Origin of the sequence: Pseudorhodobacter sp. (assembly GCF_034675685.1) — a bacterium.
In the GTDB taxonomy this organism is placed as follows: domain Bacteria; phylum Pseudomonadota; class Alphaproteobacteria; order Rhodobacterales; family Rhodobacteraceae; genus Pseudorhodobacter.
On record NZ_JAUCDA010000017.1, the window covers coordinates 75,497 to 92,636 of the forward strand.

Below are 17,140 nucleotides of genomic sequence, written 5' to 3' on the forward strand. Positions count from 1 at the left end.
CATGTTTGATATCGGCTGGACCGAGCTTTTGGTCATCGGGGTCGTGGCGCTGATCGTGATCGGCCCCAAAGATCTGCCCGAAATGTTCCGCACCCTTGGCCGTTTTACCGCCAAGGCCAAAGGCATGGCCCGCGAGTTTTCTCGCGCGATGGAGTCGGCGGCGGATGAGGCGGGCGTCAAAGACGTGGCCAAGGATTTGCGCAAGGCGACATCGGCCAAATCAATGGGGCTTGATGCCGTGAAGTCTGCAGCCTCCAAGTTTGAAAGCTGGGACCCGATGAAATCCAGCAAATCCACAGCCGCCAAACCCGACCCGTCTGCGGCACAACCGGACCCGGCGAAATCAGAGGCCCTTAGGGCAGACCCCAGCCCCAAAGGCCCCGCGACACAGGCGCTTGCCGATGCGCAGGCGTCAAAACGCACTGAACGTGCGGCTGATGCGGACCCGGCCTCCAAGCCGGCCGCCAAGGTCAAAGCGGCTGCAAAGGCCGCACCTGCCAAATCGCCTGCCAAAGCTGCGGCAAAACCAGCGGCCAAAAAGCCAGCCACCGCCAAGGCCGCCGCCAAGAAACCCAGCCCTAAAAAGAGTGACGTATGAGCGCCGACGATATTGACGACAGCTCCGCACCGCTGATTGAACATCTGGCCGAGCTGCGCAACCGGCTGATCTATTCAGCCGCAGCCTTCCTCGTCGGGATGATCTTGTGTTTCACGGTCTGGAACCCGATTTTCAACTTTCTGACCCAGCCGATCTGCGCGGCGCTTGCCGACCGCAATCAAGATTGCGGCCTTGTGCTGATCAAACTGCAAGAGGGCTTCTTCGTAGCGATCCGCATCTCACTTTTTGGCGGCTTTATCGTTTCCTTTCCTGTAATTGCCTTTCAGATGTGGCGGTTTGTTGCCCCCGGACTTTACAGGAACGAAAAAGGCGCTTTTCTACCGTTTCTTGTTGCCTCGCCTGTCATGTTTACCATCGGGGCTGCGTTTGCTTATTTCGTCATCCTGCCTTTGGCCTTTGAGTTTTTTCTCGGCTTTCAGCAAATGACCCCGACCAATGGCGATGTTGCCAATGGGACTGCCGGTGTGCTGTTTCAAGGCTCGATGGAGGAATACCTGTCGCTTACGACCAAGTTCATCCTGGCCTTTGGTATCTGCTTTCAGCTTCCTGTTCTGCTGACCTTGATGGGCAAAGCCGGCCTTGTGTCCGCCCGTGGTCTTGGCTCGGTGCGCAAATATGCGGTTGTTGCCATCCTTGTGCTGGCGGCGGTGGTCACGCCGCCTGATGTGATTACCCAGGTCATTCTATTCGTGGTCGTCTATGGGCTTTACGAAATCTCTATCCTTCTGGTGCGCCGCGTTGAAAAAAAGCGGGAAGCCGATCTGCGTGCCCAAGGTCTTTGGGTAGAGGAAGATGACTATGAAGAGGACGATAGCGGGGAAGAGGTAAAATAATGGATAACATTGCCCTGATCCGCATTGCCGAGGCGTTGGAACGCATGACGCCGCGGCCCTTGCCTGCCCCTGATTTTGACGCGGCAAACGCGTTCATCTGGCACACCAATCCTGACCGGCTCGACCCGGTGGCGCATGTCGCGCGGGTTGATCTGGGCCTGCTGATCGGCATCAACCGCGCCCGCGATATCTTGCATGAAAACACGCTGCATTTCGCACGGGGCCTACCCGCCAACAACGCCTTGCTATGGGGCGCGCGTGGTATGGGAAAATCAAGCCTTGTCAAGGCGATACATGCCGATGTTGCCAAGGCACACCCGCTGGCGCTGGTTGAACTCAGCCGCGAGGACCTGCCGTCGGTCACCAGCTTGCTGCGCCACCTCCGCGCCGCGCCAGATCGTCGCTTTGTGCTGTTTTGTGATGATCTCAGCTTCAGCCATGATGACACGCATTACAAATCGTTGAAGGCCGTGCTGGATGGCGGTATCGAAGGCCGCCCCGAAAACGTGATCTTTTATGCCACCTCCAACCGGCGCCACCTGATGCCGCGTGACATGATCGAAAATGAGCGTTCTACCGCGATCAGCCCATCGGAAGCGGTCGAGGAAAAGGTTTCGCTTTCCGATCGTTTCGGCCTTTGGCTTGGCTTTCACCCCTGTAGCCAGGATGAATACCTTGCCATGATCGACGGCTATTGTGCGGCTTACGGGGTATCCGTGGCCCCCGAAACGCTACGCGCCGAGGCAATTGAATGGCAGGCGACACGCGGTGCGCGCTCGGGCCGGGTCGCCTGGCAGTTCTTTACTGATCTGGCCGCGCGCCATGGTGTTCGTATCCGGTAAATCGGTGCGTCCTGAACCGGCCCGATAGAACGCACCCTTTGCCAAAAACCTATTGAATCAAAGAGACCGGATCAATCGCTTCGACGCCTTTCCTGACCTCGAAATGCAGGAAGGCAGGCGATTGTTGAACCACGGCAATCGGCTGGCCCTTGGTCACCTTATCGCCCTTTTTGACCTTCGGCGCAGCAATGCCCGCATAGACCGACAAAAGATTTCCATCGTGGCGCACCACCAGGATCGGCACCTGATCTGTGTCCTTGGTCAGGGCCACCACTTCGCCCGCCGCCGCGGCTTTTACAACCGAGCCCGCCGCGGCACTGATATCAATGCCTTCGCTTTTGCCTTTGGTAAAGGGCCGGATAATCTTGCCATCGACCGGCATCATGAATTTTGACCCAGATGAGGCTGTCCGGGTTTTCCCCAGATCCGGCGAGTTGGGCGTTCCTTTGGGCGTGCTTGCTGCGGGTGCGGTTTTTTCGGCTGGCAACGGCTTTGCCGCCGAGGGTGGCACCGGCGTCGGAGAGCCATTTCCGGGCGCGGTTGTCGCGTTCGGGTTCATCGGGGCGCTGCCTGCGTTTGTGACGGGGATCAGCAAATACTGCCCCTCGCGCAGATCGAGGTTGGCGCCAAGCCCATTCCAATCGGCCAACGCCTTGACGCTGACGCCATAGGTCCGGGCAACAGAATACGCGGTTTCGCCACGCATCACCCGGTGCCGTCCGGGCTGTTCGCTTGACGGGGCGGCGGTGGGTTTGGCGGGGCTGCTGCCCAAGCGGTCCAGCGCACCCGAGGCGATGGTGGTTACCTCAACCGGGGCCGGGGCAATGGTTCCGCCAATAATCGCGCCGTTTTGTGGGGGCATGCCCGCCAGTGGCGCGGCCTCAACCCGGCGGGGCAGGGCAACAACCTCGCCGTCGCGCAGCAAATCCGTTGGTTTCAGGGCGTTATAGCGCCCCAGTTCATCCGCGCTCATCCCCAGGCGCGCGGCCATGCTGGTAACGGTATCGCCGCGACGGGCAAGCGCCACTTGATAACCCGGATAGGCGATCACACCCCGGCTGTCAGGCAGGGGCCGTGGCTGGGTGGCCTGACGTGCCGCCCCGCTGGTATCAAGCGCGCCGCCCGCCGCCCCCCGCAGATCCCAGTCAAGCCCGCCCCCCCCCGGCGTACAGGCCGAAAGGGCACCAACGGCAGCGCCAAGCAGCAAAATACGCGGGGCCAGCCGGCTGGTCTTCAATGATCGGGGGTTTGGAACAGGGAAAAAACGGATCATCTTGCACGGCCTCATTGGGTTTGCCCGGGTTAACCCCGGTGCAGGTTGGTTTTCTGACTTACTCGGCGCCCAGACCTTCGACCAAGGGCACGAAACGGACTGGTCTTAGCTCTTCATATTCATACCCTGTGTCATGGCGCGTGACCTTGATCAAGCTTTGCACGGCATCCGACTGGCCTACGGGCACCACCATGATACCGCCGATTTTCAGCTGCGCCAAGAGGGGGCCGGGCGGGTCTTCGGCGGCTGCGGTTACCAAGATGCGGTCAAAGGGCCCCTGATCGGGCAACCCATAGCTGCCATCGGCGGCAAATGCGGTGATATTGGGCAGGTTCAGAGAGCGAAACACCTCTGTCGCTTCGCGCACCAGGCGGCGGTGCCGGTCTACGGTATAGACCCTGCGTGCCAGCAAGCTCAGGATCGCGGCCTGATAGCCCGAACCGGTGCCAACTTCCAAAACGGTATCACGCGGTTGCACGTTCAGCGCCTGTGTCATCAAACCCACTACCGAAGGCTGGCTGATGGTCTGGCCGCAGGCGATGGGCAGCGGCATGTCTTCATAGGTTCGGTCGGCAAACAAGCCTTTGATGAAATGCCCCCGATCCACCTTTTCCATGGCCGTCAATACGCGGGTATCGGTCACACCCTTGGACCGCAGGGCAAACAAGAAACGCATCTTGCGTTCGGCAAGATCATCGGCGCTCTCGTCTGCTTTTATGATCATGCCAGGCGCGCCTCCAGATCGGCAAGCCGGTCATGCGCGGTCAGATCGGCCCGCATCGGCGTCACGGCGATATAATCTTGCAGATTGGCGTTTACATCGGTGCCCGGCCCAGAGTTTACCTGCTGCGCGCCGCCTTTGATCCACAAAAACCGTCGCCCATTCGGGGCATGATGCGGCTCTACCCCGAAATAGGTGCCGGGGCGCCAGCCTTGCGAAACCACCCGTTCCCCCTTGACATCGGCGGCAGAGCAGGGCGGGAAATTGATATTGTAAAAAAGCTGATAGTCATCATCCGTGTCCCACAGGCCTTTCGCCAGCAGCTTGCGGATAAGGGCCACACCATGCACACGCGCGCCTTCAAACGGGTCGGCCAGCCCGTGGGTCCGTTCCCCCAGAAACTGCGACAGGGCAATCGCGGGAATTCCTTGCAACGCCGCCTCCATTGCGCCCCCGATCGTGCCGGAATAAAGCACATTCTGCCCCGCGTTATTGCCGCGATTTACCCCGGAAAGCACCAGATCGGGACGCGCCTTGGGCATCACATCATAGATCCCGGCCAGCACACAATCGGCCGGGCTGCCCTCGGCTGCAAAGGCACGGGGGGCCAGTTCTGAAATCATCATCGGATGGGTATAGCTGATGCAATGCCCGACGCCCGATTGTTCAAAGGCAGGCGCCACCGTCCAGACCTCGCCTTTTGGCCCGGCAATTTCAGTGGCGATTTCATGCAGCGTTTTCAGCCCCGGCGCGTTGATGCCGTCATCATTTGTGATCAAAATACGCATGTTGCCCCCATAACCTGTGGACCTGATTAAACGACCGATGCGCCCCGGTAAAGTACGCAGGCCCCGATTGATGCGTAAACAGCCCGGATTGCCGCGAATTTAGCGCAGTCGATGCCGGTGCGGAACCCGTGGCGGAAAAACAGGCGGCCCGTCTTGTTGGTTTTGCCTTGGCATGCGGGTTGGATATGGTCTGGAAAACGGTTAAGGGGCAATGTAATCCCCTACCCCTGATCGGAGACTGTGATGAGCAAGCTAACCTGTTTTAAGGCCTATGATATCCGCGGACGCCTGGGGGCAGAGCTGAACGAGGATATTGCGCAGCGCATTGCGCGGGCCTTTTCAGAGGTTTTGGGCGCCGAACGGGTGGTGGTTGGCCACGATCCCCGCGCCTCCTCCAAGGCATTGGTCGATGCGGTAAAGGCCGGGCTTTTGGCGACCGGGGCCGAGGTGTTGGATCTTGGGCTGTGTGGCACCGAAGAAATGTATCATGCGACCGCCTATTTTGAGGCAGATGGCGGAATAGAGGTGACGGCATCCCATAACCCGATGGATTACAACGGGCTGAAGATGGTAAAGCGTGGCTCTGCGCCGCTGGACCCGAAAACGGATATGCTGGCGATCAAGGCATTGGCGACCAGCCAGAATTTCGCGCCTGCCAAACCCGGCGGCACTGTTCGCCTGGCCAAGGCGGCACGCGGTGCCTATGTGCAGGCGGTTTTATCTTTTGTTGATGTGGCTGCGTTGAAGCCGATCAAGATTTTGATCAATGCCGGGAATGGCGCGGCTGGCCCCAGTTTTGATGCGATTGCCGAAGGTCTTGCCAAACGCGGTGCGCCCTTGTCGTTCATCTGTCTGAACCACGAGCCCGATGGCAGCTTTCCCAATGGGATTCCCAACCCGCTTTTGCCCGAGAACCAACCGATGACGGCGAATGCGGTGCGTGCGGCCGGGGCCGATCTGGGCGTCGCATGGGATGGCGATTTTGATCGCTGTTTTCTGTTCGATCATCTTGGACGCTTTGTGCCCGGCGAATATGTCGTTGGCCTTTTGGCCGAGGTATTTCTGGCCAAGGAACCAGCCGCGCGCATTGTCCATGATCCCCGCATCATCTGGAATACGCAAGAAATAGTAAACCGTCTGGGTGGGGTGCCGGTTATGGCGCGCACCGGCCACGCCTATCTGAAGCAGGCCTTGCGCGATACCGGGGCCGTCTATGGTGGTGAGATGTCGGCGCATCACTATTTCCGTGATTTTGCCTGTTGTGACAGCGGCATGATCCCGTGGTTGCTGATTGTGGAACTGATGGCGCGGCGTGGGGTATCGCTGGCCGATCTGGTTTCGGAACGTATGGCGGCGTTTCCTTCGTCCGGTGAAATCAACTTTCAGGTGGCGGATACCGGGGCGGCGGTGGCGCGTGTGCTTGCCGCGCTAAAGGAAGAGGTGGTCGCCCGCGATGATACCGACGGGCTGTCGCTGGACATGGGCACATGGCGCCTCAGCCTGCGATCCTCCAACACTGAACCCTTGCTGCGGCTGAATGTGGAATTGCGCGGTGATGCTGCTTTGGTTGCGGCGTCGGTCGCGCGTTTGCGTGCATTGATTGACGCGCAGGGCTGAGGTTTGCGCGCATAATCAGCGGGAAACTGCCATGGGGTCGGGCCGGCATGGCCTGACCAGACATCCAGATGTCGCTTTTACAGATTGGCTTTTGCGATCCAGACGCTAACCTGCGGCAAATCCTGGGAGGTTTCATGTCAAACGATCCGCTATTGCAGCCCTACACCCTGAAACATCTGACCCTGCGCAACAGGATCATGATCACCAGCCACGAGCCGGCCTATCCCGAAGATGGCATGCCCAAAGACCGCTACCGCGCCTATCATGTCGAACGGGCCAAGGCAGGCGTGGCGCTGACAATGACAGCGGGCTCTGCCTCGGTTTCGCGTGACAGCCCGCCGGTGTTCAACAATATTCTGGTGTGGAAGGATGAGGTGGTGGGCTGGATGAAACAGCTTGCCGACGAATGCCATGACCATGGCGCTGCGGTGATGATTCAACTGTCGCATCTGGGGCGGCGCACGCGCTGGGACAAGGGCGACTGGCTGCCCTCTGTCTCTACCTCGCATGTTCGCGAACCGGCCCACCGCGCCTATCCCAAACAGGTCGAAGATTGGGATATTTCCCGCATTATCAAGGACTACGCCGATGGTGCCGAGCGGATGCACGCAGCCGGTCTTGATGGGGTAGAGCTGGAATGCTACGGGCATCTGATGGATCAGTTCATGTCGCCCTTTACCAATCGGCTTGACGGGCCTTATGGCGGCAGCCTGCAAAACCGCGCCCGTTTCGCGCTGGATGTGGTGGCGGCAATCCGCGAACGGGTGGGCGAGAAATTTCTGATCGGTGTGCGCTATACGGCGGATGAGGCGGCCAAGGGCGGCATTGATGCCGAGGAAGGCGTGGCCATCGGCAAACTGTTGCGCGACAGCGGCAATGTTGATTTTCTCAACATCATTCGCGGCCAGATCCACACTGATCCGGCGATGACCGATGTGATTCCGATCATGGGTATGAAATCGGCCCCGCATCTTGATTTCGCGGGCCGCATCCGCGCCGAAGTCGGGTTGCCGACGTTCCATGCTGCGCGCATCCCTGATGTTGCCACCGCCCGCCATGCGATTGCCAGCGGCAAGCTGGATATGGTTGGCATGACCCGGGCCCATATGACCGACCCGCATCTGGTGCGCAAAATCATCGAGGGGCGCGAGGATGACATTCGGCCGTGCGTTGGGGCGAATTACTGCCTCGATCGGATTTATCAGGGCGGCCATGCCTATTGCATCCATAACCCCTCAACCGGCCGGGAATTGGAGCAGCCCCACGACATTGCCAAGGCACAAACCCCGAAAAAAATCCTGATCATCGGCGCGGGCCCAGCGGGGCTGGAGGCGGCCCGCGTTGCTGCCCTGCGTGGGCATAGGGTGGTGGTGCATGAGGCGGCGGCGCATGCGGGCGGGCAAATTCGCCTTACCGCCCAAACCGCACGGCGGCGTGAGATGATCGGGATCATCGACTGGCGTCTGGCACAATGTGAAAAGCTGGGTGTCTCCATAAAATACAATAGCTTGGCAGATGAAGCTACGGTAACAGATGAAGCGCCTGATGTGGTGATCATTGCCACGGGCGGCCTGCCCGAAACCGCCATTCTGGACGCCGGCAATGAGCTTGTCACCTCGGCCTGGGATATTTTGTCGGGCGATGTCCGCCCCGGTTCCAACGTACTGCTTTATGATGAGGCGGGCGACCCGGCGGGGCTACAAGCCGCCGACAAGGTTGTCGAGGCCGGCGGCAAGGTCGAGATAATGACACGCGACCGCAGCTTTGCGCCCGAGGTCATGGCGATGAATTTGGTGCCCTACATGCGGACATTGCAACGCGCGGATGCCACATTTACCATTACCTGGCGCGTGTTGTCGGTTCGCCGCGAGGGCAATGGGTTGATGGCGACTGTTGGGTCGGATTACGGCGATATGACGCGCGAACGGCGCGTGGATCAGGTGATCGTCAACAATGCCACGGTGCCGCTGGATGAGTTGTATTTCGCGCTGAAGCCGCTTTCAACGAACCTAGGCGAGGTGGATTATGCGGCGTTTATCGCCAGCACCCCGCAAAGCGCCGATCCGAACCCCGCCGATCCGAACCGCAAGGGCGCTTTTCACCTTTACCGGATCGGCGATGCGGTGTCGTCGCGCAATACCCATGCCGCGATCTATGATGCGCTGCGATTGATGCGCACGATCTGAGGCCAGCACCCTTGGCGGCCCTTGTCCCAGGTGCTAAACGGGCCATAAATCGTGATGGAGGCCAGAGTGACCCAAGGATTGGAACAAGAGCGAGAGCAGGCGGCGGCGTGGTTCAGCCGCCTGCGCGATGAGATTGTCACCAGCTTTGAGGCTTTGGAAGACCGTCAAACCGCAGGGCCGACCGCCCATCTGCCCGCAGGCCGCTTTGAGGTGACAGATACCAAACGCACCGCCGAAGATGGCTCTGACGCGGGCGGTGGGGTGATGTCGGTGATGCGCGGCGGGCGGGTGTTTGAAAAGGTCGGCGTCAATATCTCTACTGTCTTTGGCGCGCTTGGCGCAGAGGCGCAAAAGGCAATGGCCGCGCGCGGTGTGCCGGGGATGGACCGTGACCCAAGGTTCTGGGCCAGCGGCATCAGCCTTGTCGCGCATATGCAAAACCCGCATGCGCCCGCAGTTCATATGAATACACGGATGTTCTGGACGCCGCACGCCTGGTGGTTTGGCGGCGGGTCCGACCTTAACCCCTGTATCGAATATGCCGCCGATACAGCGCATTTCCATGAGGTTCAGCGCGCCCATCTGGCCCCGCATGGCGACGGGCTTTATGCCGAGTTGAAAGCCTGGGCGGATGCGTATTTCTATATCCCGCACCGGGGCCGGGCGCGCGGTGTCGGCGGCATTTTCATGGATGACCGCAATTCTGGCGATTGGGCGGCCGATTTTGCCCTGACCCAGGATATTGGCCGTGCGTTCCTGCCCGCCTTTGTGCCGCTGATCGACCTGCGCCGCAACACCCCCTGGACCGAGGCAGACAAGGATACCCAACTGATCCACCGCGGGCTTTATGCCGAATACAATCTGGTTTATGATCGCGGCACCAAATTCGGTCTTGCCACCGGCCATGATGCCAATGCCGTACTGATGAGCCTGCCTCCGATGGCAAAATGGATCTGATACCGGCATGGGTGGATGGCACCCTGCGCCCCGTTGAAAAGCTGGCGGTGCATCAGCGCGGGTTGCGCCATAAGGCGGTGTCGGTCTTTGTGCTGGCAGGCGAGCGGGTGCTTGTTCAGCAACGCGCCGCGCATAAATACCACACGCCGAACCTGTGGGCCAACACCTGCTGCACCCATCCGCATTGGGAGGAGGGGGATCTGGCCTGCGCAACCCGGCGCCTGGCGCAGGAATTGGGGATCACCGGGCTGGATTTGCGCTCGGTCGGGCAGGTTGGCTACCGGGCCGATGTTGGCAATGGGCTGATAGAAGACGAGGTGGTGCAGATTTTCACCGCGCAGGCAGACCCGGATTTACCGCTGGCCTTGAACCCCCAAGAGGTGCAGGCCGCCCGCTGGGCACCGCTTGCGGCCCTTATGGCAGAAATCGCGGCCCATCCTGCGCGGTTCACCCCTTGGTTGCGGCTGTATCTGGCCGACCATAGGGCGCAGATCTTTGGGGGCCCAGATATTTGAAGGCCCAGATCCTTGAGGGCGGACGCCCGCAATAAAGCGGTTTGGCGGAACTTGATACATCGTTGGTCGCCACGGCCCCAAAGGCGCGTCGCGCGGCACGGGGGGGGGGGCGCTTTGGGTTTTTTGCCGAAATGCTGTCGGGCCCTGTTCTGGGTCTGTGCCGCCTTTGGTTGGGGCGGGCTGCATCAGGGGCCAGGTCGTGATGGGGCGGCAATCCGGGCCACGCCTTGCAAAAGACTTGCTTCAAGCAATTTGTGCGGGCTAGGGTAATGGCATTTGACAGCAGATTTCAAAGGATTTGGCCATGTGGGATTTCAGTATTTCGGCGGCGTTGGGGTTGATGCGCAAGACCGCCCCGTTCTTGCTCTTTCGGATTGTGGTGTATTTCGGGATTACCGCAGCCCTGATCGTGATAACGGGCACTGGCGCTGGCCTGGGCTGGGGAATTGGCAATTTTGGCGATGCGGAGTTTCGCGCCACGGCCACCGGCTACGGCGCCTTGGGCGGGTTTGGCCTGACGGCGGGGGTGGTTTTCTTTTTCCGCGACTATCTTTTGTACATCGTCAAGGCCGGGCATATCGCGGTGATGGTGGAGTTGATGACGGGCGGTAAGATACCCGAGGGGCGCGGCCAGATCGAATATGCCAAGACAGTGGTGACCGCACGCTTTGGCGAGGCGTCTGCGCTGTTCGCGCTGGACCGGGTGATCAAGGGCGTTGTCGCGGCAATTACCGGGGTGGTGCAGGGATTGATGTCGATCCTGCCGATACCGGGGCTAAGCAATATCATGGGCGTGGTGCGGGCCTATCTGCGGGTTGCCGTGGGTCTGGTTGATGAGGTGATTTTGGCACATGCAATCAAGACGCGGGCCGTGAACCCTTGGGCAAGCGCGCGTGAGGGGCTGGTGCTTTACGGGCAGAATGCGCGGGTGATGCTGGTGAACGCGGCCTGGTTGACGGCGATTGTTTACGGGCTGTCTTTCATTGTGTTCTTGCTGATGTTGGCCCCGGCTGCGGCGATTGTCTATCTGATGCCGGGTGCGTGGTCGGCGGGTGGTCTGGTTTTTGCCTTGGTCTTTGCCTGGGCGGTAAAGGCGGCGCTGATCGAACCGTTCGCAATCGCCTGTTTGTTGCAGGTGTTTTTCAAAGTGACCGAGGGGCAGGTGCCCAACCCGGAATGGGAAGCAAAGCTGGACAAACTGTCGGACAAGTTTCGGGCGATGGCTGGCAAGGCGGCGGCATGGGTTGGCGGCCGCAAGACCGAAGGGGGGCCTGTGGCATAGATGCAGACCTGTGACATAAAAGCCGGTTTTGCTTGCGCGGTCTATGTTGCCCATGGCCTTGATATGTGGCATCAACCTCGTAACTGAAACAAAACCAATGGGGTCATTGATGACCGATTTCGCCCTTCGTCGGACCATGATGGTCGATACGCAGGTTCGCCCCTCTGATGTCACCAAGTTTCCGATCATTGACGCAATGCTTGTCGTCCCGCGTGAGGCCTTTGTCGGCGCGGATCAGCTTGAGGTGGCCTATGCCGGGAATAACCTGCCACTGGCACCCGGGCGCGTGATGCTGGAGGCGCGCAGTTTCGCCAAATTGCTGGACGCGGTGGATGTGCAGCCCGATGAGACGGTGCTGGATCTGGGCTGTGGCTATGGCTATTCCACGGCGGTGGTGGCGCGCTTGGCCGAAGCCGTTGTTGCGATTGAGGAAGATGAGGCGATGGTTGCCGATGCGCAGGGTCGGCTTTCAGCGCATGACGTGGATAACGCGGCGGTGATCGTGGGGCCTTTGGCGGCGGGTGCGGCAAAGCATGGGCCATTTGATGTGATCTTGATCGAGGGCGCTGTTGAAACCGTGCCCGAGATGCTGCTTGCGCAACTGAAAGACGGTGGCCGGATTGCGGCCATCTTTATGGAAGGCAGCCTTGGGGTTGCACGGATTGGCCATAAAGGCGCACAGGGGGTTACCTGGCGCTATGCGTTCAATGCCTCGGCCCCGGTTTTGCCGGGTTTTCAAAAAACAACGGCCTTTGTGCTTTGACGATCAGGGCACAAAAAGGCGTGAAGGCAGGGATTGAAAAATGAGTAAACTTAGCAAATTCTTGCGCATTGGTGTCCTTGGTGCGGCCTTGGCGCTACCGCAGCTTGCCAGCGCTGAAAGCCTCGCTGATGCCTTGATTGCGGCCTATCGCAATTCCAACATTCTGGATCAGAATCGCGCGGTCTTGCGGGCGGCAGATGAGGATGTCGCGCAAGCGGTGGCAAGTTTGCGCCCGGTCCTGATCTTTCAGGCTGGCAGTTCTTATACCCATACCCCGATGACCGAAGGTTTGACGGGCAGCATCCAACTGCTGGCCGAAATGACGCTGTTTGATTTCGGGCGCACCGCGGCGGCGATTACCGCGCGCAAAGAGACGGTGTTGGCCACGCGTGCCTCGCTGGTGAATTATGAGCAAGATGTGTTGCTGGATGCAGTGACCGCCTATGTCACCTTGCAGCAACGCCAGGATGCCGTGGCGCTGCGCCAGGCCAACGTCAGGCTGATCACGCAAGAGTTGCGCGCCTCGAAAGACCGGTTTGAGGTGGGCGAGATTACCCGCACCGATGTCGCAATTGCAAATTCGCGTCTTGCCTCGTCGCAGGCCGAACTGGCGGCGGCGATGGGTGATCTGGCTGTGGCGCGCGAAACCTACAAGCTGAAAATCGGCCATTACCCCAAAAGCCTGCAGCGGTTGCCCAAAATGCCGCGTACTGCCGCAAATCTGGCCGAAGCGCAGGGCGTCGCCCGTGGCACCCACCCAAGTATTCGCCAGTTGCAGCATCAGGTTTCGGCGTCAGAGGCCGGAATTGCACTGGCCAAGGCCAATATGGGCCCCAGCTTGACCGGCAATATTGCCGCGACCGATGGCAGCAAGAAATCTGATAGCTTCAGTGCCTCGGTGACGCTGAGACAGACGATTTATGGCGGTGGCAAGCCCTCGTCCCTGTACCGCCAATCGCTGGCGTCGCGCGATCAGTCGCGTGCCGCGTTGAACCAGACGACGGCAATGGTGCTGCAATTTGTCGGCATCGCCTGGTCCAGTATCGAAGTTGCCAAGGCAAGCATTTCGGCCAGTGATCGGCAAATCAGCTCGGCGCAGACCGCCTATGACGGTGTCAAGGAAGAAGCGAAGCTTGGATCTCGTACCACTTTGGATGTGCTGAACGCCGAGCAAGAGTTGCTGGCGGCCCGCAATTCGCGGTTGTCGGCGCAGGCCAGCTATTACATCGGGATTTACACGTTGCTGGCACGGATGGGCCTGTTGACGGTGGACCACCTGAAGCTGGGCATCCCGACCTATGACCCCGAAGCCTATTACAACGCGGTCAAGTCTGCGCCGGCGACCTCATCGCAGGGTAAGCGGCTTGATCGGGTTTTGAAGGCGATTGGCAACTGATGTGTTTTGCGTTTGATCTGCGGTGACAGATCAAACGCAACCACCCCAAAGGCTGGCTGGTGTTTCGATTGTTCTGGCCAAAGTCAGGCCGCGTTAAATCGCAATTCGTTAACTTGAACGCGCCCATTTCCTTGTCATGCCTCTGGCGAAACGCTAAACTTCAACGGGTGCGCGCGGTACCCGTTTTTGCGCGCCATGGCAGGGCGGCTTGCTGGGCGTGCCGCTGTCTGGGTTTGGTTGGTCAACGTAAAGCAGGATGAGGCAGGGTTACATGTCAGAGCCAATGAGTTCGGGAGAGATCGAGGACGTTCTGTCTTCTATCCGCAGGCTTGTCTCGGAAGATCTGCGGCCTGCACCCAAGCTGGATACGGCCATGCCGCACGCCGCCGCAACGGCGCGACCAGCCAGCGGAAAGCTGTTGTTGACGCCTGCCTTGCGGGTTGTCGCAACACAAGATGAGGGCGCACCAGTGACCCCCGGTGGTACATCCCAGATGTGGCCGGGTGGTGACCCCGTTGTCGAAGCGCCCTATGAATTTGCCCAGGACGATGAGGGACCGGGTGCCGATGTAAAACCTCTGCATCGCGCAGCGACAAGCCGCCTGGCGCAAGATGAAGATATGATCTTGCCCGATCAATCGCCTGTTGCGCATGAGGATTGGGTCCCGGAAGCGACGATGGACCCGCGCGCAGACGGCCCCGAAACCGAAGCAGATGCCGCGGGGCTGGAACGGGCTTCCACGGCGCGGAATACCTCATCCGATATGCCCCGTGTCGTCAGTGATATCGCCGCCGGCGTTTCTGATGCCGAGGATGACTGGGAGTTGGAAACTGGCGATGCGGCGGTGGCTGACGCCCCTTGGCCGGTGCCGGAATGGGTGGAAGAGGCTGAACTGGTCGATGAGGAAAACGCCGGTGCGACCGAGACATTGAATGCCGCAGATCTGGCCGAAGCGGCCGCCGTTGCCGAAATCATGGCACGCGCTGCGCAAGCCGAGGCCGAGGCCGAGGCCATGGCGGCGATGCAACCAGAGGTTGGCGCAAATGATCTTGCCTCTGGCACTGATTATTATGATGAAGCCGTGTTGCGCGATCTGGTTCGCGATCTGATCCGTGAAGAACTGGGCGGCCCTTTGGGCGAACGGATCACCCGAAATATCCGTAAACTGGTTCGCTCCGAGATCAACCGCGCCTCTACCCTGCGGGATTTCGAATAAAATCGCGGGCCGCCAAGGTTTTATGCCCCACCATAGGCCGATAGAAAAACGCGCCCCTTTGAATAGGGCGCGCGTTTTCAAGAAATCGCAGGACTAGAGCCACTAAACGATGTGTCTGCCAGCGCCAGACCTGTTTCAGGCCTTGGCGTCTTGTCTGTTCAGGCGGCTTCGGCCTGTTCGGCGGCATTGCGACGCTCGGATTCTTCGCGCGACAGGGCGACAGATGTGCGAATGCCTTTGGAAACAAATTCCATCAAGCCTTTGACAACACGCTCATTCGGGTCGATCCCGGCGCAAGACAATACTTCGCGCCCATCACGCGACCGCGCCCAGCGGGCAATCTGATCGGGGCCATTACCATATTTTTTGTCATCCGCAATCGCATCATCCAAAGCGGCCAGAACCACAGCGGCGAAGAGTTTGCGCGCCCGCTGTCCTTGTTCAAAATTGAAAGCGGTTCCATCCACGAAGTCTAACATATAGGCGTCCTATTCTTGCTCTTGCGTTTTTCGACGTCTGCGCAATATGACTATTTTTGATCAATTCGGCATCCCCTGTTTGGCATGGCTCCTATGCGCGTATTGCATGGCTACCCAAGGTGCCTACTGTATCTTGTTAGCTTGTCGGCGCTAACAGGGATATATATAGGGTGTGTCTCGTTTACTTCAATGTTTTGTCAAGGTTTAGTCACAATGCCCAAAATCAACGGTAATGAAATAAAGCCCGGCTTTGTGCTGGAACATGACGGCGGCCTGTGGGCTGCGGTGAAGGTCAGTATTGTCAAACCCGGAAAAGGGGGGGGGCTTTTGCACAGGTCGAGATGAAGAACCTGCGCGATGGCCGCAAGCTGAATGAACGCTTCCGCTCAGAGGACAAGGTGGAGCGGGTGACACTGGAAAACAAGGACCAGCAGTTTTTATATGAAACCGATGGGATGCTGGTGTTCATGGACAATGAAACCTTTGAGCAGATCGAGCTGCCTGCCGATTTGTTGGGCGATCGCCGGCCATTCTTGCAAGACGGGATGATGGCGACGGTGGAATATTACGGCGATGAGGCGCTGTCGATGCGGCTGCCACAAAAGGTGCGTTGCAAAATTGTAGAGACTGAGCCGGTGCAAAAAGGTCAGACCGCGGCCAACAGCTTCAAGCCGGCGATTCTGGACAATGGCGTGCGGATCATGATTCCACCGTTTATTGGCGTGGACGAAGATATCATCGTGCATACCGAGTTGATGGAATATTCCGAGCGGGCCTGACCTATCAGCACCACGGATCTGCGATTTTTCGTCGAAAAATCTGAATTTTCGACGAAAATTCGCGGATTGTAGCCGCTAGGCGTCATTTTTTTCCAAAAACATGACCGCGGCACCACCCGCAGTCATAGTGTCACTTACCCGATCATAGCGCAGATAGGCGATGGCCTGGCCGCCGCTTTGGGTGAAGACATGGCCGACGGCTTTGCCCTCGGCGGTTATTTCTGTGCCGATTTCTATTGGCCCGGAAACCAAAACCCGCGCGATACCTTTGCGCAACTCGGTTTTATGTTTCATCCGGGCAGTCACTTCTTGTCCGACATAGCAGCCTTTGCGGAAATCGACGCCGTGCAGCCGCTCAAAACCCCATTCGAGGATATAGCTGTCATTCGGGATTAGTTCGACAGTGGCCTCGGGGATCAGATTCGCCACGCGCAGGCTGTCCCAGTCGATGCGGGGGGGCGTGCCGCAGGCCGTGCCATAGCGGCGCCAGCCAAGTGCCGGGTGGCGTGGGTCGGCAAAGCCACCTTCTGGGCTGCCCCCTAGCCCGCGAGTGACAAAGAGGTCGGTGGTCGGAGTGATCTGCACATCGGCGCGCAGACGGTACATCGAAAGTCGTTTCAGCACATCTTCGGCCAAACCTGCCGGCAGATCCAGCAGCAGCGCGGCACCGGTATTGACCACAAAGAGATCAGCCAGATATTTGCCCTGCGGTGACAGGAACGCAGTCCAGACCAGCCCCGGCGCTTGGCCAAGGGGCAAGACGTCATTGGTCAGCAGCCCTTGCAGAAAGGTGATCGCATCCTTGCCTGTGACGGTTGCCAGGTGGCGGTTGGTGGCGGTTTCGCCGATCATCACACGTCTCCCTTTGGAGCCA

At 59.3% G+C, this 17,140-nt stretch carries 16 protein-coding genes and 1 pseudogene; 12 read left to right on the top strand and 5 right to left on the bottom strand.

Features of this window, described 5'->3' with window-relative positions:
* Window position 1 precedes the first annotated feature (1 nt).
* Genes tatB through VDP61_RS14720 form a run of 3 tightly spaced genes read left to right on the top strand, consistent with a single transcriptional unit; the run spans window position 2 to window position 2,294 of the window.
* Entirely contained in the window at window positions 2-598 is a 597-nt protein-coding gene (gene tatB, locus VDP61_RS14710) for a Sec-independent protein translocase protein TatB (RefSeq protein ID WP_323007627.1), read from the top strand.
* Window positions 595-1,452, top strand: a complete 858-nt coding sequence (gene tatC / locus VDP61_RS14715; protein WP_323007628.1) for a twin-arginine translocase subunit TatC — start codon at window positions 595-597, stop codon at window positions 1,450-1,452. Before tatB ends, tatC begins: the two co-directional genes overlap by 4 nt.
* Window positions 1,452-2,294 carry an ATP-binding protein gene (locus tag VDP61_RS14720; RefSeq protein WP_323007629.1) on the top strand — a complete coding sequence of 281 codons (843 nt, stop codon included), beginning with the start codon at window positions 1,452-1,454 and terminating at the stop codon, window positions 2,292-2,294. The genes tatC and VDP61_RS14720 overlap by 1 nt, the downstream gene beginning before the upstream one ends.
* A gap of 49 nt (window positions 2,295-2,343) precedes the next feature.
* Here VDP61_RS14720 and VDP61_RS14725 read toward each other — a convergent pair whose 3' ends face one another.
* From VDP61_RS14725 to surE, 3 genes are read right to left on the bottom strand one after another with little or no spacing between them, the layout of a single operon-like run.
* Window positions 2,344-3,567: a peptidoglycan DD-metalloendopeptidase family protein gene (locus VDP61_RS14725; protein WP_323007630.1), complete on the bottom strand. Its 1,224-nt coding sequence runs from the start codon at window positions 3,565-3,567 to the stop codon at window positions 2,344-2,346.
* 58 nt (window positions 3,568-3,625) lie between these two features.
* On the bottom strand, window positions 3,626-4,291 hold the full coding sequence (locus VDP61_RS14730) for a protein-L-isoaspartate(D-aspartate) O-methyltransferase (protein ID WP_323007631.1): 666 nt from the start codon (window positions 4,289-4,291) through the stop codon (window positions 3,626-3,628).
* Window positions 4,288-5,076: a 5'/3'-nucleotidase SurE gene (surE, locus tag VDP61_RS14735; protein ID WP_323007632.1), complete on the bottom strand. Its 789-nt coding sequence runs from the start codon at window positions 5,074-5,076 to the stop codon at window positions 4,288-4,290. Before surE ends, VDP61_RS14730 begins: the two co-directional genes overlap by 4 nt.
* 243 nt (window positions 5,077-5,319) lie before the next feature.
* On the opposite strand from surE, the gene VDP61_RS14740 reads away from it, so the two are divergent.
* From VDP61_RS14740 to VDP61_RS14775, 8 genes are all read left to right on the top strand, one after another.
* Window positions 5,320-6,693: a phosphomannomutase gene (locus VDP61_RS14740; RefSeq protein WP_323007633.1), complete on the top strand. Its 1,374-nt coding sequence runs from the start codon at window positions 5,320-5,322 to the stop codon at window positions 6,691-6,693.
* Between the two features lie 134 nt (window positions 6,694-6,827).
* On the top strand, window positions 6,828-8,879 hold the full coding sequence (locus VDP61_RS14745; protein WP_323007634.1) for an NADH:flavin oxidoreductase: 2,052 nt from the start codon (window positions 6,828-6,830) through the stop codon (window positions 8,877-8,879).
* A 66-nt stretch (window positions 8,880-8,945) separates the two neighbouring features.
* Entirely contained in the window at window positions 8,946-9,836 is an 891-nt protein-coding gene (gene hemF, locus VDP61_RS14750) for an oxygen-dependent coproporphyrinogen oxidase (RefSeq protein WP_415233540.1), read from the top strand.
* Window positions 9,827-10,351: an isopentenyl-diphosphate Delta-isomerase gene (gene idi / locus VDP61_RS14755; protein ID WP_323007635.1), complete on the top strand. Its 525-nt coding sequence runs from the start codon at window positions 9,827-9,829 to the stop codon at window positions 10,349-10,351. The genes hemF and idi overlap by 10 nt, the downstream gene beginning before the upstream one ends.
* Window positions 10,352-10,655: 304 nt before the next feature.
* Window positions 10,656-11,633, top strand: a complete 978-nt coding sequence (locus VDP61_RS14760; RefSeq protein ID WP_323007636.1) for a hypothetical protein — start codon at window positions 10,656-10,658, stop codon at window positions 11,631-11,633.
* Window positions 11,634-11,742: 109 nt separating this feature from the next.
* Entirely contained in the window at window positions 11,743-12,396 is a 654-nt protein-coding gene (locus tag VDP61_RS14765; protein WP_323007637.1) for a protein-L-isoaspartate O-methyltransferase, read from the top strand.
* 40 nt (window positions 12,397-12,436) lie between these two features.
* Window positions 12,437-13,792 (top strand): TolC family outer membrane protein, encoded by a 1,356-nt coding sequence (locus VDP61_RS14770; protein ID WP_323007638.1) that lies wholly within the window; start codon window positions 12,437-12,439, stop codon window positions 13,790-13,792.
* A 271-nt stretch (window positions 13,793-14,063) separates the two neighbouring features.
* Window positions 14,064-15,008, top strand: a complete 945-nt coding sequence (locus VDP61_RS14775) for a hypothetical protein (protein WP_323007639.1) — start codon at window positions 14,064-14,066, stop codon at window positions 15,006-15,008.
* Window positions 15,009-15,166: 158 nt separating this feature from the next.
* On the opposite strand, the gene VDP61_RS14780 is transcribed toward VDP61_RS14775, so the two are convergent.
* Window positions 15,167-15,487: a DUF6280 family protein gene (locus tag VDP61_RS14780; RefSeq protein WP_323007640.1), complete on the bottom strand. Its 321-nt coding sequence runs from the start codon at window positions 15,485-15,487 to the stop codon at window positions 15,167-15,169.
* Between the two features lie 213 nt (window positions 15,488-15,700).
* On the opposite strand from VDP61_RS14780, the pseudogene efp reads away from it, so the two are divergent.
* A pseudogene (gene efp / locus VDP61_RS14785) lies at window positions 15,701-16,266 on the top strand (elongation factor P).
* Between the two features lie 75 nt (window positions 16,267-16,341).
* On the opposite strand, the gene VDP61_RS14790 reads toward efp, so the two are convergent.
* Window positions 16,342-17,118, bottom strand: coding sequence for a folate-binding protein (locus VDP61_RS14790; RefSeq protein WP_323007641.1), 777 nt, complete (start codon window positions 17,116-17,118; stop codon window positions 16,342-16,344).
* Between the last annotated feature and the right edge of the window lie 22 nt (window positions 17,119-17,140).